This window comes from Rhodobacter sp. 24-YEA-8 (assembly GCF_900105075.1).
Classification (GTDB): Bacteria; Pseudomonadota; Alphaproteobacteria; order Rhodobacterales; family Rhodobacteraceae; genus Pseudogemmobacter.
On record NZ_FNSK01000001.1, the window covers coordinates 2413242 to 2435821 of the forward strand.

Here is a 22580-nt window from a genome sequence, read left to right on the forward strand (position 1 = left end):
ACCGATCACTTGATATAGCCCGCCCGGGTCATCTCGGTCGTGGTAAAGGCCTGCGCCTTGGCCAGCGCGCCCTCGGCGGTATCAGACCCCGCAAGAGCCGCCGAGAACATCTGCCCGACCGCCGTGCCAAGCCCCTGGAATTCCGGGATCGCCACGAATTGCACCCCGACATAGGGCACCGGATCCACCGCCGGATTGTTCGGATCGGCCGCATTGATCGATTCAAGCGTCATCTTCGCAAAGGGCAGTTTCTGATATTCCGGATTGTCGTAAAGCGACTGGCGGGTGCCCGGGGGGACATTGGCCCAGCCCTCTTTTTCCGCCACCAGCGCGAGATAGTCCTTGCTGGTTGCCCAGGCGACGAAGGTCCTGGCGGCCTCTTCCTTCTGCGTGCCCGCAGGGATTGCAAGGTTCCAGGCCCAGAGCCAGTTGCCACGCTTGCCCAGCCCGTTATCGGGCGCCAACGCGAAGCCGGCCTTATCGGCCACGGTCGATTCCGCCGGATTGGTCACGAAACTCGCCGCCACGGTCGCGTCGATCCACATGCCGCATTTGCCCTGCTGGAACAGCGAGAGGTTTTCGTTGAACCCATTATTCGCCGCCCCCGGAGGGCCATAATTGCCCATCAGATCAAGGTAGAAATCCAGCGTATCCTTCCAGGGCTTCTGGTCGAATTGCGGCTTCCAGTCCATGTCGAACCACTTCGCACCGAAGCTGTTCCCCATGGCCGAGAGGAAGGCCATATTCTCGCCCCAGCCCGCCTTGCCACGCAGGCAGATGCCGTAGACCTCATTCGATTTGTCGGTCATCGCGGCGGCGGCTTCTTTGATAAAGGCCCAGCTCGGCGCGTCCGGCATGGTCAGCCCGGCCTTTTCCATCAGGTCGGTGCGATACATCACCATCGAGCTTTCGCCATAGAATGGCGCAGCGATGAGATTGCCGTCGACGGTCAACCCGCCCCGGATCGCCGGCAGCAGGTCATCCACATCATAATCGGCGGGCAGATCATTCAGCGGCACCAGCCAGCCCTGCTTGCCCCAGATCGGGGCCTCATAGGTGCCGATGGTCATGACGTCGAACTGGCCGCCTTTGGTCGCCACATCTGTGGTGACGCGCTGGCGCAGGACGTTCTCCTCAAGCGTCACCCAATCGACCCTGATGTCGGGATGTTTCGCGTAGAACCCATCCATCAGCCCCTGCATCCGGATCATGTCACCATTGTTCACAGTGGCGACGGTGATGGTGGTTTCGGCCATCGCCGCCCCGGAAAGGGCGAGAGCAACCGTCGCGCCAAACATGGCGCGGTGCGACAATTTCATTGGTAATCCTCCCTGGCTGCGTCTGAAGCGCCTTAAATGAGCAATTCATCGCATTGTGATCAATTGCTCATATTCAGGGGTGTTTCGTCAATCCCTTTCCTCCGCCGCAGCTGCGAGGGTGACAGGCGGCTCAGCCGCGCGACAACAGGGCTTCGGCAGTTGGGGAATCGGTGACGAGACCATTGATTATGCGGGACTTCAGCGCGGCATGGATGCCCGGCACCTTGGATGCACCCGCAGCAATGCCGATGGCAGGGCGGGAGAGGCCTGGATCTACCCTCAGGCCACCGGTGCGTGTGTTGATCCCGAAATCGAGGTAATGGCCATCCGAATCAAAGACCCAGCCCGCGACCTCGCCTGCGGCGCCCGCCGCCTGCATCTCGCGCAATTCGGCATCGCTGACAAATCCGTCCCGGTGCAATGGCGCGTCATCCGACATCTGGCCGACGCCGACAAAGACCACATCCGCTCCGCGCGCGAGTTCAAGTACCCGCCTGACGGGGCCAAGCGCATGGAATTCGGCACGTTCCTCGGCGGTCGAAGACACCACAGGCACCAGCATCGGGTAATGCGGCGCCTGGACCCGGTCGGCGAGCCGCATCACCACATCGAAAAAGCTCGCCGATCCGTCGGGGGCGATATTGCCGATCAGCGAGACCAGACGGTGTTGCGGCGCGGCCATCGGCTCCAGCGCCTCGACAAGGGCGCGCAGCGCGCGGCCGGTGCCAAAGCCGATGGTCAGAGGATCCTCCATCCGCAGGACCCGCTCCAGTTCGGCTGCCGCCGCACCGGCGATCCCTGCGGCAGGGTCAGCGCCCGGCCCGAGCCCCGGCACCACGCGGCAGGTCGCCAGCCCGAAACGATCCTTCAGACGCGCCGCAAGATCCATCGAGGCGCCGATCGGATGATTGAGCCGCACCTGGATCAGCCCTTCGGCCATGGCGCGGCTGACCAGACGCTGGGCGCGCTGACGCGAGATACCCAACTCGCCCGCGATCTGGTCCTGGGTCATGCCACCGACATAATAGAGCCAGCCGGCACGGGCGGCATCGTCAAGCAGGCTGGGTTCTGTATCGGCGCGGCTCATTGTGGTTTCCTCATTGCGGTCTCCTCAATGCAGGCACGCTGTCGAAAAACCGGGAAAAATCGTCAAAACGGCGGGTCGGGCGGGCGTCTTCGGGCTCTTCCGGCGTATCAGAGCCCATATGACTGCCCCCGGTAAAGCGCCAGACCTCCATGCCCGCCGCCTTAGCCGCGCGCAAACCCGTCAGGCTGTCCTCGATCACGAGACATGCCGCAGGCGCCACCCCCATCCGCGCTGCGGCATGAAGGAACAGATCAGGCGCAGGTTTACCGCGCGCCACCTCGCTTGCGGTAAAGGTCACCGCGCCGAGCCGGTCCCACAGGCCCACAAGCCCGAGCGAGGTCTCAACCCGGCGCGGGCTGGACGAGGTGGCGACACAGACCGGCACCGCCAGCAGGTCCAGCATCGCCGCCACGCCAGGCATGATGCGCAGATCGCGCCTGAACGCGGCCAGCAGCGCCTCGCGGTAGCCCGTTTCGAATTCAGGCGGCAGATCGAGGCCGAAATCAGCACGGATCGTCGCCATCACCGTCGGATAGCTGCGCCCCAGAAAATGGCGGGCGACATATGCGAGGTCGATCTCGACGCCCAGCTGCGCCAGCTCCGCCACCAGCATCTGCGCGCTGATGATCTCGCTGTCGATAAGCACGCCATCGCAATCGAGGATCAGCAGCTCAGGTGAAACAGTCATCATGCCCCGCACTATGCCCCGAAGCGAAGCCGGCGCATATCTTACCCATTCCGGCGCGGGCCGAAAGCCCGGGTTGCGTCAGCGCGCCTTGCCCAAAGCCAGCGTATGCGCGCGCAGCCAGGCGAGGAAGCCGCGCGGATTGCCTTCCCATTTCTTCAGCTCATCCGCCGGAATCGGCTCGCCGATATGGGGTCTCTGCGGTTTGAAGAGCGCGCGCTTGATCTCGCGCAGCAAAAGGCCCTGGCGCAACGTATCCGACAGCTTGTTCGCGATCAGGAAGCTGCGGCTGTTCTGACCGGGGAAATAGATCGGCAGGATGGTGGCGCCGGTGGATTTCACGATCTTATGGGTGAAGACATTCCATTCCGCCTCGATCGCCGGGCCGAACCAGGTCTCGGACATCGCGACCTTGCCGGCGGGGAAGAGAATGATCACGCCGCCCTTTTTCAGCTGCGCGAGGGTCTCGTTGCGCATCTTCAGACCTTCTTCGCGCGCATTGTCTTCATGCGGGAAGGGCACCGGGATCATGAATTCCTCAACCTCGGGGATGCCGGTCAGAAGCGAACGGGTGAGGATTTTGAAATCGGGCCGCACCCGGGTGATCATCTCGGCCATGATCATGCCATCGACCAGACCCGAGGGGTGGTTCGCCACCACGACGACCGGACCGGTTTTCGGGATGCGGGCGATTTCCTCGGGTGGCGTGTCGATGCGGATGCCCATATGGCGGATCGCCTTGGGCCAGAAGGGGGCGCCAAAAGGGGCACCTGATTTCTCGAAGCTGCGGATCAGCGACAAAAGCCGGATCTTCGCCGTAAACCATTCAATCGTGCGAATCGTATTCGCCTTGAACGGGTTGCGGAAGGTTCCGGCATAAGACAGCCGGCGCATATCATAGGGTCTGTCCACCGGAGCCGGCGCTGCGGGTTTGGCGGTGGGCGGGCTTTGCTCGGTCACGAAGCGACGATCCTCAGCGTGTATTCCCCGGAACAGGCCCGAAAACCGGACCCCTCATTCCACGAAGACAGCCCTCAATAGTCTTCTCCGAAGCGCCCGGCAACCAGGGCCTCCAATGCATCGGCAAGTTTCTCCGCATCGGCGCCCGACGTCGTCACGTCGATTGAGGTCCCGCGCGAGGCGGCAAGCATCAGAAGACCCATAATCGAATCCCCAGAAACCTCCATCCCGTCCTTGGAGACAAGCGCGCGGGCGTCATGCGCCTCGACCGTCTCGACGAATTTCGCCGAGGCGCGGGCATGAAGCCCCTTCTCATTGACGATTCTGAAAGTCCTCAAGAGCAATCCCCAGGTCGAAACTCCGCCTCAGATCCCGCCGCCGAGGTCAAGGCTGTTGATATATTTGCGCCCGGCATCCAGCGCGGCCGCAACCGCCTCTGGCACAGGAATATCGCGCGATTTCGCCAGCTTAATCAGCATTGGCAGGTTCGCGCCATAAAGAATGCGACGTCCCGAAGCCGTACAGGCCGGCAAAGACAGATTCGAGGGCGATCCCCCGAACATATCCGTCACCACAACGACCCCCTCACCGCTGTCAACCGAATTGGCGGCGGCGATGATTTCGGCCTGTTTTGCGTTGCGGTCATGGTCATCTTCAATCGCAATGGCGATCATGCCGTCCTGTTTGCCGACAACATGCTCCACAGCGGAAAGATATTCCCGCGCCAGCCCTCCATGAGCGACGATTACAATCCCGATCAAGCCACAGACACCTTGTCAGCTGGGCCAGGCATCTCGCCGGCCTTGCGTTCCAGTTCCCTGTGCCGTTTTGACACCGGCCAGCCGGCCTGCGCAAGGGCACTGCCCATCAATTCTGCTATAGCAACCGATCTGTGTTGCCCGCCGGTGCAGCCAAACCCGATTGCAAGATGCGCCTTGCCCTCACCCACCTGAGCCGGGAGCAGAAATTCAACCAGATCCCGTACCCGGTCAAGAAAGGGGGCGAAATTCGGATCCTGCGCCAGAAACGCCTGCACGGCCGGGTCCCGCCCGTCCAAAGCGCGGAGCGCGGGGTTCCAGTGCGGGTTCTTCAGAAAGCGACAATCAAAGACCATATCCACCCCGCGCGGCAAACCGCGGCGGTAGCTGAAGCTTTGCAGCGACACCGCGAGGCGACCGGATATGTCCGGCTCGAACCAGCGCTTGATCTCGGCTTTCAGGTCGTGGGGCGACAGCTCGGTCGTGTCGATCAGCAGATCGGCCCTGACCCGGATCGGGGTCAGCAGATCCAGCTCGCGCGCGATACCTTCGGCCGGGGTCTCATCGGGGGCCAGCGGGTGGCGCCGCCGGGTCTCGGAATAGCGGCGGATCAGTTCGGGCGAGGCGCAGTCCAGGTAAACCACCATCGGCGAGACCCCGGGGTCACGCACCATCCCATCGATCAGCTCGATCAGCGCGGTGGCGTTGAAATCGCGGTTCCGGACATCAAGCCCCAGGGCCACGGGCCGGTCAGGGGCAGTCCCCTCCAGCAGACGCGGGATCAGGCTCAGGGGAATATTGTCGATCGTCTCATAGCCGATATCTTCCAGAACCCGGATGGCAGTGGTCCGCCCGGCGCCTGACGGCCCGGTCACAAGGACCAGTCTGAATTCCCCGGGCACCGCGTCCCGGGATTGGGCCGCCGAAGAGGCATCCATAGCTCACTCCTGTCGCCCGCCCGTCATCAGGGCAAGCAATCCTTCGGCAAGATGGTCATTTTGCGCCCGCAGCACAAGCGGCAGTTCATATCCAAGTATAGATGTGTGGCGCCGGGGTGGCAGTCGCTCGGTCTCGGCCTGCCCCAGATCGACCACCAGAGCAAGCGGCACCGGGCCCGAGGGCGTGACCCGCAGGATGCCGACCCCCCGCGCCTCGATCAGCCCGCTTATCGCCTGCGCGGGGCAGGAGATCTCTACCCCAATGCCCGACACGGTCAGCGCGGTCCGGTCATCCGCGACCAGCGCCGCGCCATAAGCCATGAGTTTCAGCGCCAGCGCCGATTTCCCCGCCCCCGAAGGGCCGAGGATCAGCACCCCCCGCCCCCCGATGGCAACCGAACTGGCATGCAGGATCTGCGTTTCCGTCACATCGTCAGACCGGCAGACCGACCACGAAACGCGCGCCCAGCGGCTCGGAATTGGGGTCGGCATTCGGGTGGCGGATGTTCTCGGCCCAGATCACCCCGCCATGCGCCTCGACGATCTGTTTCGAGATCGACAGGCCAAGGCCGGAATTATTGCCGAAATGCGTCTCGGGCCGGTCGGAATAAAAGCGCTTGAACACTTTGGTCAGCGCCTGTTCCGGAATACCCGGACCGGTATCTTCCACCACGATCAGCACGCGGTTCTCGCGCTGACGCGCCCAGACCCGCACGGCGTCGCTGGCCTCGCAAAAGGAGATCGCATTGGTGATCAGATTGACGAAAACCTGGGCCAGCCGCGCCTCAAGGCCACGGATCATGATCTTGCCCGCAGGCAGGTCAGTCAGGAAATCGACCTCCGCCTCCGCCGCCTGTTCGCCCAGATATTGCGTCAGATTGGTCAGGGTATGGACGAGGTCGAATTCCTCCTCCTCCTCCTTCACCAATTCGGAATCGAGCCGCGAGGCGTTCGAAATATCCGAGACCAGACGGTCGAGGCGCCGCACATCATGTTCGATCACATCGAGAAGTTTCTCGCGATGCTCTTCCTTTTTCACAAAGCGCAGTGAGCCGACCGCCGAGCGCAGCGAGGCGAGCGGGTTCTTGATCTCATGCGCCACATCGGCGGCAAATTGTTCATTGGCATCAATACGATCATAAAGCGCCGCCACCATGCCGCGCATCGCGACCGAGAGGCGCCCGATCTCATCGGGACGCGCTGCGAGATCCGGGATCCGCACCCGCCCCGGCGAAACCTTACCGCCGTCTCCGCCGCGCCCGATCTCGGCCGCCGCCGCCAGATCCGAAAGCGGATTGGCGATGGTCGAGGCCAGCACCAGCGAAAGCCCGACCGAGACCAGCAGCGCCACGATGAAGACCTGGAGGACCTGCTCCCGCTCATAGCGTACCAGCCGGTCGATCTCGCCCGCCGCCGAAGACAGCACAAGGACCGAACGTACCTCGCCCCCGACCGCCACCGGGGTCGCGACCGAAAACACCTTGCCGCCATCCGGGCCCAGGCCGGTCGAAGAGGCGGTCTGCCCCGCCATCGCATTCGGCAAAAGCCGGCGCGCCAGCGTCGCGCTGTCCTCGCCTTCCAGCTGGGTGCGGCCCAGTGACAGCACCACAGAAACCCCGTCCCAGACCGAGTTCAGAAAATCGGTGATCACCGTCGGACGACGGGCCACCAGATCGCTTTCGGGGCCGGTGCGGGTCGCAAGAATCGCGCCCTCGGCGTCGAAGATGAAGGCCACCACGCCCGGCGCCAGATCGACACGACGCAGCGCGGCGGAATAGTCATAAAGCGCCGCCGGGATGGCCTGCCCCTCCGGGTTGGCCTGACCCGGCGCGGTGGCCGGGCCAGTCTGGCTGGCCTCGAACACGCCGGAAATCAGCCGCGCCTCGCGAACAAGTCCCGCCTCGCGGCTCAGGACCAGGCTGTCGCGGAACGGATTGAGGAACAGCACCCCCGCCACAAGGATGATCAGCGCCATCAGGTTGAATATGACGATCTTACGCGCCAGCGGGCTGCGGTTCAGCGCGACAAGCCCGCCCAATGGGCGGGCGCCGCGCTGTTCATCGGGAATGCTCTCTGGCGAGACCCAGTCTTCGCCCAGCAGAACTTGCCCCCCGCGCCGGCCAGTTCCGGTACGGGAGTTGTGATTGTCAGGCCCAAGGCGCGGCGAGGCTGTCATTCTTCGTTGTAGCGATAACCAATGCCGTAAAGCGTTTCGATGGCCGAGAATTCCTCATCGACGGTCCGCATCTTCTTGCGCAGCCGTTTGATATGGCTGTCGATGGTCCGGTCATCGACATAGACCTGATCATCGTAAGCCACATCCATCAGCTGGTCACGCGACTTCACAAAACCCGGGCGCTGCGCCAGGGCCTGCAACAGCAGGAATTCCGTGACCGTCAGCGAGACATCGCGGCCTTTCCATGACACCGCATGACGCAGCGGATCCATCCTGAGCTCGCCGCGCTCGATCACCTTATTCTCTTCGGAAACCGGTGCATCCGTCGCCACGCCGGCATCCTGACGCCGCAACAGCGCGCGGATCCGTTCGACCAGCAACCGCTGCGAGAAGGGCTTTTTGACATAGTCATCCGCGCCCATGCGCAGACCGAGCACTTCGTCGATCTCGTCATCTTTCGAGGTGAGGAAGATCACCGGCATCGCGGTCTTCTGACGAAGCCGCTGCAAAAGGTCCATCCCGTCCATGCGGGGCATTTTAATATCAAGAACCGCCATGTCGGGCATGCGGCGATTAAAGGCATCCAGGGCCGACTGGCCGTCAGTATAGGTTTCGACTTCGAACCCCTCGGCTTCGAGGGTCATCGAGACGGACGTCAGAATGTTCCTGTCGTCGTCCACCAGGGCGATGCGCGACATAATATATCCTGCTCTGTTTCTTATCGGGATATAATCCTCAATGCGCGGGCAGGAATCAACAAGAAACGAATCACCCACCCGTTCCGGCAGGAAAAGCGTCACGAAAATACGGCAGCATGGCGAATATGCCTCACTGTGGGCAGGCTGCCGCCGGTGGTTGCGCTAACCTTGGAATGGTTGCGCTAACTCCCTGAAAGGTTGCTGTTTTCCTTTCGCAACCGCGTGTTATAGGCGCGAAGAGGGCAGTACAAACGGATAGGGTTTGCCCTTGCGCCCAAGGCCCGGGCGCAGTTTCAACCAAGGCCGCGCCAGGCGCGCGGCGACCGGAGCTTGGCACGGATATGACTATGAACGGACGCGTGAACCCGAAACGCACTCTGGACCACCAGGGGATCAGCGGCGCTGGCACTGTTCATTACAACTATCGCGAACCTGGACTTGTCGAAGCTGCGGTTGCCCGCGGCGAGGGCCATATCGGCAAAGGCGGCGCTTTTCTCTGCACGACGGGGAAATTTACCGGCCGTTCGCCGAAGGACAAATTCGTGGTGCGCTCGGCTTCGACCGAAAACACCATCTGGTGGGAAAACAACGCAGCGATGACCGAGGGTGCCTGGGCTTTGCTCAAGGCCGATATGCTCGATCACCTGAAGGGGCGCGAGGTTTTCGTCCAGGATCTCTATGCCGGCGCCGATGCCGCGCACCGTGTCGATGTGCGGGTGATCAGCGGGCTTGCCTGGCATAATCTGTTCATCCGCCACCTTCTGCGGCGCCCTGAGGCGGCTGAACTTGACGTTTTCGAACCTGAATGGACGATCATCAACCTGCCGTCCTTCAAGGCTGACCCCGAACGTCACGGCTGCCGCACTGATACCGTCATCGCGCTGAACTTTGACGAAAAGACCGTGCTCATCGCCAATACCGAATATGGTGGCGAGAACAAGAAATCGGTCTTCACCATCCTGAACTACCTGCTGCCCGAAAAGGGCGTGATGCCGATGCATTGCTCGGCCAATCATGCGATCGGCAACCCCGATGACACGGCCGTCTTCTTTGGTCTTTCCGGCACCGGCAAGACCACGCTTTCGGCTGACCCCTCGCGCATCCTGATCGGCGATGATGAACATGGCTGGTCGGATACGGGCACTTTCAACTTTGAGGGCGGCTGCTACGCCAAGACGATCAATCTCTCGGCCGAGGCCGAACCGGAGATCTATGGCACCACCCATCGTTTCGCGACCGTGGTCGAAAACATGGTCTGGGATCCCGAGACCTTTGAGCTTGATTTCGAAGACAATTCGCTCACCGACAATATGCGCTGCGCCTATCCGCTGGATTATATTTCCAACGCCTCACCCACCGGTCTGGGTGGGATGCCGAAGAATGTGGTGATGCTGACCTGTGACGCTTTCGGAGTGCTGCCGCCGATCTCGCGGCTGACGCCGGCCCAGGCGATGTATCACTTCCTCTCGGGCTTCACCTCGAAAACCCCGGGGACCGAGCGCGGCGTGACCGAGCCGACGCCGACCTTCTCGACCTGTTTCGGCGCCCCCTTCATGCCGCGCCGGCCCGAAGTTTATGGCAAGCTCTTGCAAGAGAAGATCGCAAAGCACGGCGCTTCCTGCTGGCTGGTGAACACCGGCTGGACCGGCGGCAAGCACGGCACCGGACGTCGGATGCCGATCAGGGCGACCCGCGCGCTGCTGACGGCGGCGCTGGATGGCTCGCTTGCCCGGGTGCAGTTCCGCAAAGATCCGAATTTCGGCTTTGAAGTTCCGGTCGATGTGCCCGGCGTGGATCCGGTGCTTCTGAACCCGCGCGAGACCTGGGCGGATAAGGCAGCCTATGACGCACAGGCCCAGGTTCTGGTCGGCATGTTCTCGAAAAACTTCGGACAATATGTCGAACATATCGACGCAGATGTCCGCGCCGCCGCGATTGGCTGAAATGTTCGATAAGTGAAATCAGAGCCGCCCGGAAACCTGTGTTTCCGGGCGGTTTTGTTTGATTTTAGAGCGATACCTGGGCGCGCAGATCATCACCGAAGATCAGCATTGTCGGCCCTTTGCGTGCAGCCCCCTCGCGCAGAAAGCCCGGCAGGGTCTCAAGTTCCGAGACGCGTTCGACATGCCAGCCCGAGGCCGCAGCGATCGCTGCAAGATCGGGCGTATAGATATCGACCCCAAGCGTCGGGATGTTCTTCGCCACCATATAGGATTTGATCTCGCCATAACCGCTGTTGTCATGAACGAGCAGGATCACCGGCACTTCTGCCTCGGTGGCAGATGCCAGTTCCGAGAGCGAGAATTGCAGCCCGCCATCGCCCGAGATCCCCACCACAGGGCGGTCATCCGCAAGCTTCGCACCGATCGCTGCAGGCAGACCATAGCCCAAAGTGCCGTAGCCCGTAGCCGAATTGAACCAGGTACCGGGCGAGGCCGCTTCATATGCCATATTCCCGGCATAGGTCAGCTGGGTCGAATCGCCCACCATCCGCACGCCTGGCAGCGTATCACGCACGATATTGAGCAGCGCCAGGTCGCGCAGATAGGCATCCGAGAGAGCGGCACGCCCCTCGCGCGCCCCTGCCGCCCGCGCCGCACCATCCTTCTTTGCGGCCGGGGGCGGGTCGGCCAGCACCGCCGCCACAAATTCCGCCGCATCCGAAGTGATCGCGAGCGAAGGGGTGATCCCCCGTGCCATATGCACCGGGTCGAGATCGACGCGGATCAGGGTGCCCGGCAGTGCGAAACCGCCATCCTCATACATGTCGTAATCGGTCAGACCCAGTTCGGTCCCGATAGCCAGGACGACATCGGCGCCCGCGATCAGCGCGCGCGTGCTGGCGACCGATGCCGAAACAGGCACCGCCAGCGCATGATCCGGCGGCAGCAGCCCCCTCGCATTGGTCGTCATCACCAGCGGCGCGTCGAACAGCTCGGCCAGCCGTCCGACTTCGGCCCGCTGTGCACCGCCACCGGCGAGGATCACCGGGCGTTCTGCGCCTTCCAGGGCCTGGATCGCCTCGCGCAGGGCTGCGGGCGCGGGTGCGGGCAGCGACAGCATCATTGGCTTTGGCAAAGGCAGATGGCCGGCATCCGCGAGCATCACATTGATCGGCAGTTCGATATGCACCGGGCGCGGCCGCGCGCCGTAGAATACCGCAAAGGCCTGGGCCAGTGCGCCCGCCAGTTCCTCGGGCCGGTTCACCGTGCGCGAGAACGCAGCCACGCCCGAAACCAGCGCCTGCTGATTGGGCAGCTCATGCAGCCAGCCCTCGCCAGAGCCCATCCGCCCATGCGCGTTGACGGTCGAAATCACCAGCATCGGGATCGAATCGCCATAGGCCTGGCCCATTGCGGTCACGATATTGGTCATGCCGGGGCCGGTGATGATGAAACAAACACCGGGCTTGCCGCTGGCACGCGCATATCCATCGGCCATAAAACCCGCGCCCTGCTCATGGCGCGGTGTCACATGGCGCACGCCGGAACCGGCGAGGCCGCGATACAGCTCTACCGTGTGAACGCCGGGGATGCCGAACACCACCTCGACGCCATAGCTGCGCAGAAGGTGGGTCAGATAAACCCCGGTTGAGATATTCGCAGTCACGTCTTCATCCCTATCTTTGCTGGCCCTGCCGCAATTGCACGACGGTTTTGATCAATACGACCGCGACCACAATCGCAATCAGCACCACCGAAATCGCGGCAATTGCCGGGTCAATATTATCCCGCAAGCCCATCCACATCAGGCGCGGCAATGTCACCGCATTGACCGAGGTAATGAACAATGTCACGCCGATTTCCTCCCAGGACAGCACAAAGCTCAGGAAAAATGCGGCAATCAGGCCAAAGCGGATATTCGGCATGATGATGCGGAACACCCGCGTCATCAGCCCTGCCCCCATCGAGCGCGCGGCAAGGTCGATGCGGCGGTCCACCTGGCTCAGTGCGACCGTGATCAGCACGACGGCGAAGGGCGCGACCATGACCGAATGCGCCAGCGCCACGCCAAAGAACGTGTCATAGCCGACGACCCCGTTCCACTGGCTGAGCGAGGTCAGGAAGAAGTAAAGCGTCAGCGCCGAGACGACCGGCGGCGCCACCATCGGCAGCATCGCGATCCCCATGTAAAGCCCGGCAAATCGCGGCTGCAGCATCCAGATGCCAAGCGCGAAAGCGGTGGCGAGAGCGGTGGAAAACAGGCTCGCGACCAGCCCGATGCGAATCGAAAGCCAGACCCCCTGCCCCCAGGCCGGGTTCTCGATCAGCGCCCGGTAATGGCGCAATGACCATTCATCCCCGGCCATCGACAGGTTGCGCCCGGGCGTGAAGCTGACCGGCACCACCGCAATCAGCGGCATCAGCAGAAACACCGCGACCATAGCCGCAAGGATCGTCGCAAGGAGACCCGGCTTGAGCGTGATCATCGGCCCGGCCCTTTCGCATATTTCATCGTCAGCATCAGCAAAATGCCGATGGAGACCATCATGATCACCGAGATCGCGGCGCCAAGGCCCCAGTCCGGGCTTTGGAAGATCCTCAGCCAGATGAGTTCCGCGACCAGCACCGAGCGACCGCCGCCAAGCAGCGCAGGCGTGACAAAGAAGCCAAGCGCGAAGACGAAGACCAGCAAAAGCGCACCGAATATGCCGGTCCTGGTCATGGGCACAAAGACCTGCCAGAAGACGCGCGCCCGCGATGCCCCCATGCCGCGCGCAGCCAGAAGCACACGTTCATCCACCGCGCGCATGGCAGAGGCCAACGGGAAGACCGCGAAGGGGATGAGGAAATGCACCATCCCCAGCACGACGCCGAATTCATTGCGGACCAGCGTCAGCGGCTCTGCCAGCAGCCCGAGATCCTGGCCCCAGGTGTTGATGATGCCCCGGTTTGAGAGCAGCGCCAGCCAGCCAAAGGCCCGTGTCAGAACGGAAATCCAGAAAGGGATCAGGATGCAGAGCTCGACGAAAAGCCGCATCACCGGCCCGCCCCGCACCCAGAGCAGCGTGATGATATAGGCCATTGCGACCGCCAGCACCGTGACCAGCGCGCAGATCCTGACCGTGCGCCAGATCACGCTCAGAACCAGCGGATCGGTCAGCGCGGTCTTGTACTGGTCAAGCCCGGGCTCGGGGAGGGTCACGCTCCAGCGCATGACGCCGAGGAACGGGATCAGATAAGCCAGCGCCAGGAAAATCAGCAGCGGAGCCAGCAGAAACAGGCGGGATCGGAGCATGGGCACCCCCTCGGGCAAGAGACCCCGGGCCGGAATGGCCAGGGGTCAGGGGTTCAGGTCGGGTTCAGGTCAGGCCGAGATGATCTTCAGATATTCATCCAGCGCCGGGCCGTAATTGGTCTCATACCAGGCCATATCGATCGGCATTTGCTGGGCATAGTTATCAGCGGCCACCGGGTTGTATCTGGCATCTTCGGCCGGCAGCAGCGCATCTGCGGCCGGGTTCGCCGGCCCCTGACCCAGCATCTCGAACATGATCAGCTGTTTCTTGGGATCCTGCACCGAGGCGAGGAACTGCATCGCGGTTTCGGCACCGCCGGGATTGCCCTTCACCACGCCAAGCGCGCCGGGCGAGACGAAGCCATCCTTCCAGATGAATTTCACGTCGCCGCCCGAATCCTGTTCGATCAGGCGCGCGCGGGTCGACCAGACAATGGCCATCGAGGCCTCGCCATCCAGCAGCAGCGACTGGCTTTCCGCCCCGCCACCCCAGAAGGCCACGACATTGTCCCGGAAGGCCGCAAGCTTCTTATGCGCGCGCTCGATATCCAGCGGATAAAGATCTGCCGGTGCCACACCATCGGCCAGCAAAGCCGCCTCCCAGACACCAACGCCCCATTTATAAAGCGCGCGTTTGCCGGGAAATTTTTCCACATCGAAGAAATCTGCGATGCCGGTCGGCGGGTTGTCCCCGAATTTCTTCGCATCATAGGCAATGACGTAAGAGAAGAAATAGGTCGAGGCGGCATAGTCCCAGCCAAAACCCTCGCGGAATTTCGACTTGTCGACCACTGTGTAGTCGATGGGCTCCATCATACCCTTTTTGCCAAGTGCTTCGGCCGAGAACGGATCGACATCCACGAGGTCCCAGGTCGGTTTGCCGCTTTCCACCTGGGCCTGGATCGCGCCCTCGGTCGGGCCCGATCCGTCCTGGCGCACGGTGATGCCCGTCTCCTCAAGGAAGGGCTTGCCATAGGCCGCATCATAGGCGGTACCGGCATCGCCGCCCCAATTCACCAGTACCAGTTCTTTGGTCTGCGCATCGGCGCGGCTTCCCAGCCCGACCGCAGATGTTCCCAGCAAAAGCGCAAGACCCGTGTTGAAATTCCGCCGCGAAATCTGACCCTTGCGGGCTTTCATCGCGAGGATTTCCAACTGATCACGCTGGAAAGGTCCGTTCATAATCCATCTCCCTGTTGAGGATTTTCTGTCTCCCGGCGCCCGCATCTGATGGCGGATCTGTCCCGGATCGTTCGCTTAAAGCATGAAACCGCGGCTCGCCTCCCAGCTGGTCCAGACCGCAGCACCCGGGGCAAGACCCTCCGGGAGTTTCGCAGTCGGCATATGGAGGGTAACCGGCACGCCGCCTTTGGTCGCCAGCGCAAGGCGGGTTTCGGCGCCAAGATAGGTCAGGTCGCGCAATTCGACCGGCAGCGCATTGCCGCAGGTGGGCTCGGTCAGCGAGAGGCCCATATTCTCCGGCCTGATCGCCAGGTTGTCGCCCGTCCCATCCGGCAGGTGAATGGCGCGGCCTTCGATCTGCGAGGCTGTCACCGGCAGAATATTGATATCGCCCAGGAATTCCGCAACGAACCGATTCGAGGGCCGTTCATAGACCTCGCGCGGCGGCGCGATCTGCTGCAACTGACCCTTCTCGAAAATCGCAATCCTGGAGGAAAGAGCCAGGGCTTCTTCCTGGTCATGGGTCACGAAAACAAAGGTGGTGCCGGTTTCCTGGTGGATCCGGCGCATCTCATCCTGCATCTGCCCGCGCAGGTTCTTATCCAACGCTGAAAACGGCTCGTCCAGCAGCAGAACCGGCGGTGAATAGGCCAGCGCGCGGGCCAGAGCGACCCGCTGCTGCTGCCCTCCCGACAGGCCCGCAGGCCGTTTATGGCCATGCCCGCCAAGGCCGACCATCTCGACCATGTCTTTGACACGTCTGGAAATATCCGCCGCTGAACGCCCCTGCACCTTCAGCGGAAAGGCGATGTTTTCCTCGACCGTCATATGCGGGAACAGCGCATAGCCCTGAAACACCATGCCAAAACCGCGCGCCTCGGGCGGCGTTTCGGTCATCTCGCGCCCGTCCAGTGTCAGCTGCCCCGAGGTGGGGGCCTCGAAACCTGAAAGGATCATCAGGAACGTGGTTTTCCCCGATCCCGAAGGCCCGAGAAGCGTCACAAACTCGCCGCGCCCGACGGTCATGGAAATGTCCTTCAGCGCGGTGAAGCGCCCGAACATCTTGCCGATCCCTGATGCTCCGATTTCTGCTGCCTGCGTCACTTGGTATCCCTTGCCAGAGTTCCGGGTGCCGGCGCCGGCCGCAGGTTGCGGCGGGAACCGGGCAGAATATCCACCTGAGCCTGAGATGCGGGGCTCTGAAAAACAATAGAAAGTTTTTCACCCATTCGGGAAACAGAATTTGCCGAACCTCCTCCTGCCGATCAAAAAGGCATCAATCTCCGATCAGCTCGCCCAGAAGCCAGTCCCGAAAGGCCCCGACCGTCGGGTTGCCCGCCTTTTCCGGTGGTACGACCATGAAATAGGATCGGACCGAACGTACCGAAAGGTCAAAGGGCCTGACCAGATGGCCGGCGCGGATCGCATCCTGGCAGATGAACTCATCGCCCATCGCGATGCCCTGGGCGCCAAGCGCTGCCGCGTAAACCAGGTTCATATCGGCAAAACGGATGCCATTCTGCGCCGCTTCGACCGGCATACCGGCAAGGCGGAACCAGCTTTCCCAATCCTCGTAATCGCCCAGATGCAGCAAAGTGGCGCCCAGAAGCGCGCCGGTATCCGCCATCGATTCAAAGCGGTTCAGCCAGGCCGGGCTGCAAAGCGGCGTGAAATCCACCTCCTTCAACAGCTCGACATCCATCCCGGGCTGGTTGCCTTCGCCAAAGGTGATGAAAATATCGACATCGGGGTTCGCAACTTCATCCAGCCGGCGCGGCGTCTGCACCGAAAGCGTAACATCCGGAAAATCCGCAACAAACCCGCCGATCTTGCCGCAAAGCCAGCTGGAGGCAAAGCCCGGCGGACAGCTGACCGACAGCGTTCCGGTCACGCCCCGCGCCGCATTGCGCGTGGCCGATCCCGCAATCATCGACAGCGCGCGGCGGATATCTGTGGCATAGGCCTGGCCCTGCGGCGTCAGTTCGACCCTTGTGCCGATGCGGCTGGTCAGGCGAAAGCCGAGATCGCGCTCCAGCAGCCGCAGCTGATGGCTGACCGCACTGCGGGTCAGGTTCAGCTCATCCGCCGCCTGCCAGACCGTGCCATGGCGGGCAAAGCTCTCCAGCGCGCGCAACGCCTGGGTCGAGGGGATACGGGCCATGCTCACCTCGCTGGCTTTGCGCCAGTCTGCGGCTTTCCCCGCCCGGCACAAGCAAAAGGTGAATTTTCTTTGCCGAACCTGGGAAAAGGTTTCACTTTCGCGCAACCGCGACGCGCTGTTAGCCCTGAAAGAAGAATGGCGGCCCCTTCCGCCCCCTTGCCCCAGAACCGGAGCCCGGGTCATGTCTCAGCTTTCCGCCGCCCAGTCCACCGCCCTTGCCAGCGTCACAGCCCGTGCAGCCGAGCATTCGGACTGGTGCGCCACGATCTTTTCCTATGGCGAAACCGCCTGGCGCGAATACCGTTCCTGCGCCTGGTATGTCGAAAAGCTGCGTGCCGAAGGGTTCGACGTCGAAGAGGGATCGGCGGGGATGCCGACCGCCTTTTGTGCCACCTGGTCGAACGGGCCCGAATCTGCGGGTGCCCCGGTGATCGGCATGTATGCGGAATATGACGCCGTTCCGGGCAATTGCCAGGCAGCCTCCACCCGGCGCGAGCCGCGCGAAGGCCTGGGCTATCAGGCCGGCGGCCATACCGATCCGCATTCGGGCCTCGGGATTGCCGGGCTCGCGGGGCTTCTGGCCACCAAAGCCGCGATGGAGAAACACGGCATTAAAGGCGGGCTGCGCTTTACCGGCGAGCCGGCGGAAAAGGTGCGTGGCTCAAAGCCGATCCATGCCGCAAAAGGCTATTATGACGGGCTGGCGGCGATCCTCTCGTTCCACCCATTCTACATGCTGCCGATGTGCAATACGGTGCGCTGGAACACGCATTGTGGCGCGGCCTATGCGATGATCTACCGTTTTATCTGCGATGAGCCGCAAAACTGGGGCGCGCATGACGGCGCGCCCATCCCGCAATCGCATTCGGCGGTACGTGCGCCCGGCGCCAATGACGCGCTGAACCTGATGTTCCTGACGTCAAAATCCCTGCGCGATTCGATGTTGCCGCATCAGGGCGGCTGGTCAATTTCCGAGGCGATCCTGACGGCTGGCCAGGCCACCGCTGACAACCTTCCCGCAGGTCTCGCCGAAATCCAGTATATGATGCGGGTGCCGACCCTTGCCATGGCCGAGGCGGTGACCGCCGCACTGGATCGCAACGCCGAACATGCAGCGGCGATGACAGGCTGCCGCGTGGAACGGCACTGGGTCTGCAAATCGCGCCCCGGTCTTGCGAACCACGCCATCGCAAATGTGGTCTGGGAAGCGATGCAGGCCACCGGCGCCCCCGCATGGGGCGAGGCCGCGAAAGACATCGCCCGCGAGATCCAGTCGGGTCTCGGCCTCTCGCCCATGGCAGAGCCCTTCATCCCCGAGATGACACGGCTGATAACGCCGCAGGAGGCCGAACGGATCCTGCGCGAAGATCTGCCACCCTCGCAGGCCAATTCCACCTCGGATGATTACACCGACATGACCTGGCACGCGCCCACCGCGCGGTTCTACATCGCGCGGCCTGCGCTGAGCGCCCCTAAGGGCTATGTCTACCCGTCCTGGGTGATGAACGCGCTTGGCGGCATCCCCGAGACCATCGACCCTATGGTGCAGACCGCCGCCGGGGTGCTGGCGCTCTCGGCGCTGCGCATCCTCGAAGATGCGGAGACCCGCGCCGCGATGTGGGCCGAATTCGAGACCCGCCGCGCCGCTGCGCCGATCCCGCCTCTTTGCGATTACGACCCGCCCATCCATTTCCGCTGGCCGGAATATGTCACCACCCCACGCGGGCGCGACTGGTGGATTCCCTCCACCATGCCAGGCGCCTGACCCAACAGGAGAGAAAAATGAACGTGCAAACGAAGCCTGAACCCTTTTCCCTCCAGCGCCGCAAGGCAGGTGGCGGCACCGCGCCGCTGGCGAATTGGGGCTTTGCGAATGAGACCGACCGTCTGACCGATGTGCTTTTGGGCGATCCGGCCTATCTGCGTCATATGGCAACCTCGTCGCTGTCGCGCAAACATCTGCGCGAAAACCCCTGCAACATCCAGGAGGCCCAGGCGCAGCATAAAGAGCTGAAAGCGGCCTATGAGAGCTTTGGCGTTCGCGTACATACCGTGCCGCCCGAGGCGGAACTCCCGATGCAGGTCTATACCCGCGATTCGTCCGTGATGACCCCATACGGCGCCGTGATCACCGCCATGAGCCAGCCCTGGCGGCGCGGCGAGAACTATGCCGCCATCCGCCATTACGAAAGCCTCGGCATCCCGATCTATGACATGGTCACCGCCGGCACCTTCGAGGGCGGCGATTTCAACGTGATCGAAGAAGGCGTGCTGCTGGTCGGCTGTGGCGGCGCGCGCACAAATGAAGACGGCGCGCGCCAGGTGGCGGGCTGGTTCGAGGATGAGGGCTGGGAGGTCCGCCTTGCCTTTATCGACGAATATTACGTCCATATCGACCTGATGGTGGTGCCGATCGCACCGAAACTGACCGCCGTCTGCCTTGCATGTACGGAACCCGCGATTGTCGACTGGCTGAAGGCGAAAGGCCATGAAATCATCGATGTGCCTTTCCAGGACACGATGGCGCTCGGCTGCAATTTCATGAGCCTTGGCGGGGATCGCATCATCGCGCCCCAGGCCTCACAAACCCTGATCGGCCAGCTGAGAGCCCGCGGTTTTGACGTGGCCGTGGTCGATACCGCGGAAATCTCGAAAACCGGCGGCGGCATCCATTGCATGGCCCAGGCGCTGAAACGCCAGGGCTGATTCTGATCTGCTGGTCAGTCGCGCGCGGGCTTTGCCTCGCCTGGCTGACCACCTTTTCAGCGCCGTCAGCATCACCTCAGATCTCAGGCGTATGAGATCCGGGTCCGCAAGACCCCGTCCTTCTCCCACCCTCCATTCCCGGGCTTCACCCGGGTCAGGCCCGGGCGCCAGGGCTCACTTCCGCCGCTTGTGTTCTTCAAGCCTCGGGAAGATTTCCACGAAATTGCAGGGACCATGCCGGTAATCGAGCTGCTTGACGAGGATCTCGTCCCAGGCATCCTTGCAGGCGCCGGTGGAGCCCGGCAGCGCGAAGAGATAGGTGCCGCCCGCGACGCCGGCGCAGGCGCGGCTTTGCACGGCGGAAGTGCCGATCTTTTGCATCGAGACAATGGTAAAGACGGTGGAAAAGGCGGTGATTTCCTTTTCATAGACGTCCTGATGTGCCTCGACCGTTACGTCCCGCCCGGTCAGCCCGGTGCCGCCGGTCGAGATCACCACATCGACGCCGGGGTCGGCAATCCAGCTGCGCAGCTGATCCGCGATCAGCGCGCGGTCATCGGTGATAATGGCACGGGCGGCGAGGATATGCCCCGCCCCTTCCAGGCGTGCCACCAGCGTGTCGCCGGAGCGGTCCTCGGCCAGGCTGCGGGTGTCAGACACGGTCAGCACGGCGATGCGGGTGGGAATGAACTCTCTTTCGGTCATGCGGCACGCTCCATCACGGCAAGGCGCAGGGCAAGCGCTGCAAAAATGCCGCCGGTTGCGCGGTTCATGCCCCGCGCCAGCCGGTCCGATCCGAGCAGCGCCCGCCCGAGGCGCCCGGCAAATATCCCGACCGCGCCGTTGATCACCAGCCCCCCGGCGCAGATGATCAGCCCAAGGGCCAGGAATTGCGGCAGAACCGGCTTTGATGCCGTCACGAATTGCGGCAGGAAGGCAAGAATGAACAGCGCCACTTTCGGGTTCAGCAGATTGACCACCAGCGCCTCGCGAAACACCCTGGCTGCGGGCGCGCGGGCGACAGATGCGATCTCGGGTCGCCCGGCATTCCAGGATTTGACCGCCAGCCACAAGAGATAGCCGACACCGCCCCAGCGGATCACTTCAAAGGCCATGGGATGCGCTTTCAAGAGCGCCGCGAGCCCCAGCCCGGCGATCAGGACATGCACGAAACAGCCAAGCGCGATGCCGAGATTGGCCGCCATGCCCGCACGCGCGCCGCCTTTCAGCCCCTGGGCCAGCACGAACATCATATCCGCCCCTGGCGTCAGGTTCAGCGCCAGCGCGGCCGGCAGGAAGGCCAGCAATGTCACGGCATCAATGGGAAACATCAAAAGCCACCCGATTTTTAAGGGCTAAGGTTTGCAGGCGATGGGTTACAGACATGGGGTCATCACCGGCAGGCGCGGTCTTTCCGGCATTTCATCCATCGCGGTCAGGAATTCGTCGCGCGGGATATATGAGAGCGTCCCGGCCAGATCATCATAGGACCCCGGTTGCAACCGCTTGCCATATGAAAGGCGAGCGCCCCCTCCGTCTGCCGCCCGGGCGGCGATGGCGATTTCAGACAGGGTTGGCGCAAAACCGGCCACACTCGCGGTATTTCCCCCGATGAACCGCCCCATCGGGTCAAAAGCGGTCTTCAGCCGCGTCTTTCGCGCCGGTTGGTGCCCCCCCGGGGAATTTGAAGTCAGCGGCTTCAGCGCCAGTATGTGAATGGCGGCAGGACGCATGATCATGCCTTGTCGAGAAAGGCCCTGAGCGCGAGCAGATCGGCCCAGGCCTCGCGTTTGGCGGCGGGGGTGCGCAAAAGGTAAGCCGGATGCGTCATCGGCAAAAGCGGCTTGTCCAGCGCCCGGGTCCAGGTGCCGCGCTGGCGCAGGATGCCGCGATTGCCGGTCAGCGCGACAAGCGGCGTATTGCCCATCACAACGATCACATCCGGGTTGGCCAGCGCGATATGGCGTTCGACAAAGGGGCGCAGCATGGCGATCTCGGCCGGGCTGGGGTCGCGATTGCCTTCGGGGCGCCAGGGCATGACATTGGTGATGTAGAAAGACGCGGCCGGATCGGGGCTCTGGCGGGTCAGACCGATGGCCCCGAACATCCGGTCCAGAAGCTGCCCGGCCTCGCCCACAAAGGGGCGGCCCTCGATATCCTCTTCGCGGCCCGGCGCCTCGCCCAGAATCAGAACCCGTGCCTTCGGATTGCCATCGGCAAAGACCGTGTTGCGGGCACCGCGTTTCAGATCGCACAGATCGAAGCCGCGAATGGCTGTTTCCAGCGCTTCCAGCGTGGTGGCCGAGGCGGCTGTGGCGCTGGCGACCGCGACCGGATCAATCTGCGGCTCGGGCGATGGGTCGTAATTCTGAGAGACAGCGTTCTGGCGGGTCGGGTTCTGACCGCGCGCCGTGGCCGCGGGGGGGGCCGCGCGGACCGGCTTTTCGATCACGACCTCATAGCGGTTGACGGGTGCCTCGCCGATCACCTCGTCGATGCCGCAGTCAAGCTGCCAGTCCAGCGCGGCGTAAGAGGCATTCCAGTCAGCGGCCACGGCTGCGGCAAATGCCGCCGGGTCCGGCCCTGCGCCATCCGGTTCCGCCGCCCCTGCCATGATCCCGGTTTCGATTCCCATAGCGCGCAGGCTAATGCCCGCAGCGTCGCGCCACAAG

The 22580-nt window shown here is 62.9% G+C and carries 23 protein-coding genes; 3 read left to right on the forward strand and 20 right to left on the reverse strand.

Annotation, left to right across the window (positions count from 1 at the left end; translation table 11 throughout):
* Positions 1–5: 5 nt before the first annotated feature.
* The 10 genes from BLW25_RS11835 to BLW25_RS11880 form a co-directional block, all read right to left on the reverse strand.
* On the reverse strand, positions 6–1319 hold the full coding sequence (locus BLW25_RS11835) for an ABC transporter substrate-binding protein (protein ID WP_092899276.1): 1314 nt from the start codon (positions 1317–1319) through the stop codon (positions 6–8).
* Between the two features lie 130 nt (positions 1320–1449).
* On the reverse strand, positions 1450–2406 hold the full coding sequence (locus BLW25_RS11840; RefSeq protein ID WP_092899278.1) for a sugar-binding transcriptional regulator: 957 nt from the start codon (positions 2404–2406) through the stop codon (positions 1450–1452).
* A gap of 10 nt (positions 2407–2416) precedes the next feature.
* The gene (locus tag BLW25_RS11845; protein WP_092901972.1) at positions 2417–3094 is read right to left on the reverse strand and encodes an HAD family hydrolase; all 678 of its coding nucleotides are present in this window, start codon (positions 3092–3094) and stop codon (positions 2417–2419) included.
* Between the two features lie 78 nt (positions 3095–3172).
* Entirely contained in the window at positions 3173–4051 is an 879-nt protein-coding gene (locus BLW25_RS11850) for a lysophospholipid acyltransferase family protein (RefSeq protein WP_253188396.1), read from the reverse strand.
* 74 nt (positions 4052–4125) lie between these two features.
* Positions 4126–4389, reverse strand: a complete 264-nt coding sequence (locus BLW25_RS11855) for an HPr family phosphocarrier protein (RefSeq protein ID WP_249499169.1) — start codon at positions 4387–4389, stop codon at positions 4126–4128.
* A 27-nt stretch (positions 4390–4416) separates the two neighbouring features.
* Positions 4417–4812, reverse strand: coding sequence for a PTS sugar transporter subunit IIA (locus BLW25_RS11860; RefSeq protein ID WP_092899282.1), 396 nt, complete (start codon positions 4810–4812; stop codon positions 4417–4419).
* Positions 4809–5747 (reverse strand): RNase adapter RapZ, encoded by a 939-nt coding sequence (gene rapZ, locus BLW25_RS11865; RefSeq protein ID WP_092899284.1) that lies wholly within the window; start codon positions 5745–5747, stop codon positions 4809–4811. Before rapZ ends, BLW25_RS11860 begins: the two co-directional genes overlap by 4 nt.
* A gap of 3 nt (positions 5748–5750) precedes the next feature.
* Positions 5751–6176 (reverse strand): HPr kinase/phosphorylase, encoded by a 426-nt coding sequence (locus BLW25_RS11870; RefSeq protein WP_253188398.1) that lies wholly within the window; start codon positions 6174–6176, stop codon positions 5751–5753.
* A 4-nt stretch (positions 6177–6180) separates the two neighbouring features.
* Positions 6181–7923 (reverse strand): sensor histidine kinase, encoded by a 1743-nt coding sequence (locus BLW25_RS11875; protein ID WP_092899288.1) that lies wholly within the window; start codon positions 7921–7923, stop codon positions 6181–6183.
* Positions 7920–8621 carry a response regulator transcription factor gene (locus tag BLW25_RS11880; RefSeq protein ID WP_092899290.1) on the reverse strand — a complete coding sequence of 234 codons (702 nt, stop codon included), beginning with the start codon at positions 8619–8621 and terminating at the stop codon, positions 7920–7922. The genes BLW25_RS11875 and BLW25_RS11880 overlap by 4 nt, the downstream gene beginning before the upstream one ends.
* Before the next feature lie 347 nt (positions 8622–8968).
* Here BLW25_RS11880 and BLW25_RS11885 point away from each other — a divergent pair, with 347 nt between their 5' ends.
* Positions 8969–10564 carry a phosphoenolpyruvate carboxykinase gene (locus tag BLW25_RS11885; protein WP_092899292.1) on the forward strand — a complete coding sequence of 532 codons (1596 nt, stop codon included), beginning with the start codon at positions 8969–8971 and terminating at the stop codon, positions 10562–10564.
* Positions 10565–10628: 64 nt separating this feature from the next.
* Here BLW25_RS11885 and BLW25_RS11890 read toward each other — a convergent pair whose 3' ends face one another.
* From BLW25_RS11890 to BLW25_RS11915, 6 genes are all read right to left on the reverse strand, one after another.
* Positions 10629–12230 carry a 5-guanidino-2-oxopentanoate decarboxylase gene (locus BLW25_RS11890; protein WP_253188399.1) on the reverse strand — a complete coding sequence of 534 codons (1602 nt, stop codon included), beginning with the start codon at positions 12228–12230 and terminating at the stop codon, positions 10629–10631.
* 10 nt (positions 12231–12240) lie between these two features.
* Positions 12241–13050 carry an ABC transporter permease gene (locus BLW25_RS11895; protein WP_092899294.1) on the reverse strand — a complete coding sequence of 270 codons (810 nt, stop codon included), beginning with the start codon at positions 13048–13050 and terminating at the stop codon, positions 12241–12243.
* Positions 13047–13859 (reverse strand): ABC transporter permease, encoded by an 813-nt coding sequence (locus BLW25_RS11900; protein ID WP_092899295.1) that lies wholly within the window; start codon positions 13857–13859, stop codon positions 13047–13049. The genes BLW25_RS11895 and BLW25_RS11900 overlap by 4 nt, the downstream gene beginning before the upstream one ends.
* Positions 13860–13928: 69 nt before the next feature.
* Complete coding sequence (locus BLW25_RS11905) at positions 13929–15041, reverse strand: ABC transporter substrate-binding protein (RefSeq protein WP_092899297.1); 1113 nt, start codon at positions 15039–15041, stop codon at positions 13929–13931.
* Between the two features lie 75 nt (positions 15042–15116).
* Positions 15117–16145 carry an ABC transporter ATP-binding protein gene (locus BLW25_RS11910; RefSeq protein ID WP_249499176.1) on the reverse strand — a complete coding sequence of 343 codons (1029 nt, stop codon included), beginning with the start codon at positions 16143–16145 and terminating at the stop codon, positions 15117–15119.
* A 172-nt stretch (positions 16146–16317) separates the two neighbouring features.
* On the reverse strand, positions 16318–17202 hold the full coding sequence (locus BLW25_RS11915) for a LysR substrate-binding domain-containing protein (RefSeq protein ID WP_092901980.1): 885 nt from the start codon (positions 17200–17202) through the stop codon (positions 16318–16320).
* Between the two features lie 181 nt (positions 17203–17383).
* On the opposite strand from BLW25_RS11915, the gene BLW25_RS11920 reads away from it, so the two are divergent.
* Both BLW25_RS11920 and BLW25_RS11925 read left to right on the forward strand, forming a co-directional pair.
* Complete coding sequence (locus BLW25_RS11920; RefSeq protein WP_092899300.1) at positions 17384–18967, forward strand: zinc-binding metallopeptidase family protein; 1584 nt, start codon at positions 17384–17386, stop codon at positions 18965–18967.
* Positions 18968–18984: 17 nt separating this feature from the next.
* Positions 18985–19908, forward strand: coding sequence for a dimethylarginine dimethylaminohydrolase family protein (locus BLW25_RS11925; RefSeq protein WP_092899302.1), 924 nt, complete (start codon positions 18985–18987; stop codon positions 19906–19908).
* Between the two features lie 174 nt (positions 19909–20082).
* Here the strand turns inward: BLW25_RS11925 and moaB are convergent, their stop codons facing one another.
* The 4 genes from moaB to BLW25_RS11945 are packed head-to-tail and all read right to left on the reverse strand — an operon-like array spanning position 20083 to position 22579.
* Positions 20083–20613 carry a molybdenum cofactor biosynthesis protein B gene (gene moaB, locus BLW25_RS11930; protein WP_092899304.1) on the reverse strand — a complete coding sequence of 177 codons (531 nt, stop codon included), beginning with the start codon at positions 20611–20613 and terminating at the stop codon, positions 20083–20085.
* A complete protein-coding gene (locus BLW25_RS11935; RefSeq protein WP_092899306.1) occupies positions 20610–21239 on the reverse strand; it encodes a LysE family translocator in 630 nt (209 codons plus the stop codon). Before BLW25_RS11935 ends, moaB begins: the two co-directional genes overlap by 4 nt.
* Positions 21240–21284: 45 nt before the next feature.
* On the reverse strand, positions 21285–21647 hold the full coding sequence (locus BLW25_RS11940) for a hypothetical protein (protein WP_143040500.1): 363 nt from the start codon (positions 21645–21647) through the stop codon (positions 21285–21287).
* Positions 21644–22579 carry a uracil-DNA glycosylase gene (locus BLW25_RS11945; RefSeq protein WP_253188401.1) on the reverse strand — a complete coding sequence of 312 codons (936 nt, stop codon included), beginning with the start codon at positions 22577–22579 and terminating at the stop codon, positions 21644–21646. Before BLW25_RS11945 ends, BLW25_RS11940 begins: the two co-directional genes overlap by 4 nt.
* Position 22580 lies beyond the last annotated feature (1 nt).

Coding starts and splice junctions, on each gene's coding strand:
- BLW25_RS11835 (WP_092899276.1), bottom strand. CDS start 1,319: ATGAAATTGTCGCACCGCGCCATGTTTGGCGCGACGGTTGCTCTCGCC.
- BLW25_RS11840 (WP_092899278.1), bottom strand. CDS start 2,406: ATGAGCCGCGCCGATACAGAACCCAGCCTGCTTGACGATGCCGCCCGT.
- BLW25_RS11845 (WP_092901972.1), bottom strand. CDS start 3,094: ATGACTGTTTCACCTGAGCTGCTGATCCTCGATTGCGATGGCGTGCTT.
- rapZ (WP_092899284.1), bottom strand. CDS start 5,747: ATGGATGCCTCTTCGGCGGCCCAATCCCGGGACGCGGTGCCCGGGGAA.
- BLW25_RS11875 (WP_092899288.1), bottom strand. CDS start 7,923: ATGACAGCCTCGCCGCGCCTTGGGCCTGACAATCACAACTCCCGTACC.
- BLW25_RS11880 (WP_092899290.1), bottom strand. CDS start 8,621: ATGTCGCGCATCGCCCTGGTGGACGACGACAGGAACATTCTGACGTCC.
- BLW25_RS11885 (WP_092899292.1), top strand. CDS start 8,969: ATGAACGGACGCGTGAACCCGAAACGCACTCTGGACCACCAGGGGATC.
- BLW25_RS11895 (WP_092899294.1), bottom strand. CDS start 13,050: ATGATCACGCTCAAGCCGGGTCTCCTTGCGACGATCCTTGCGGCTATG.
- BLW25_RS11900 (WP_092899295.1), bottom strand. CDS start 13,859: ATGCTCCGATCCCGCCTGTTTCTGCTGGCTCCGCTGCTGATTTTCCTG.
- BLW25_RS11905 (WP_092899297.1), bottom strand. CDS start 15,041: ATGAACGGACCTTTCCAGCGTGATCAGTTGGAAATCCTCGCGATGAAA.
- BLW25_RS11915 (WP_092901980.1), bottom strand. CDS start 17,202: ATGGCCCGTATCCCCTCGACCCAGGCGTTGCGCGCGCTGGAGAGCTTT.
- BLW25_RS11920 (WP_092899300.1), top strand. CDS start 17,384: ATGTCTCAGCTTTCCGCCGCCCAGTCCACCGCCCTTGCCAGCGTCACA.
- BLW25_RS11925 (WP_092899302.1), top strand. CDS start 18,985: ATGAACGTGCAAACGAAGCCTGAACCCTTTTCCCTCCAGCGCCGCAAG.
- moaB (WP_092899304.1), bottom strand. CDS start 20,613: ATGACCGAAAGAGAGTTCATTCCCACCCGCATCGCCGTGCTGACCGTG.
- BLW25_RS11935 (WP_092899306.1), bottom strand. CDS start 21,239: ATGTTTCCCATTGATGCCGTGACATTGCTGGCCTTCCTGCCGGCCGCG.
- BLW25_RS11940 (WP_143040500.1), bottom strand. CDS start 21,647: ATGATCATGCGTCCTGCCGCCATTCACATACTGGCGCTGAAGCCGCTG.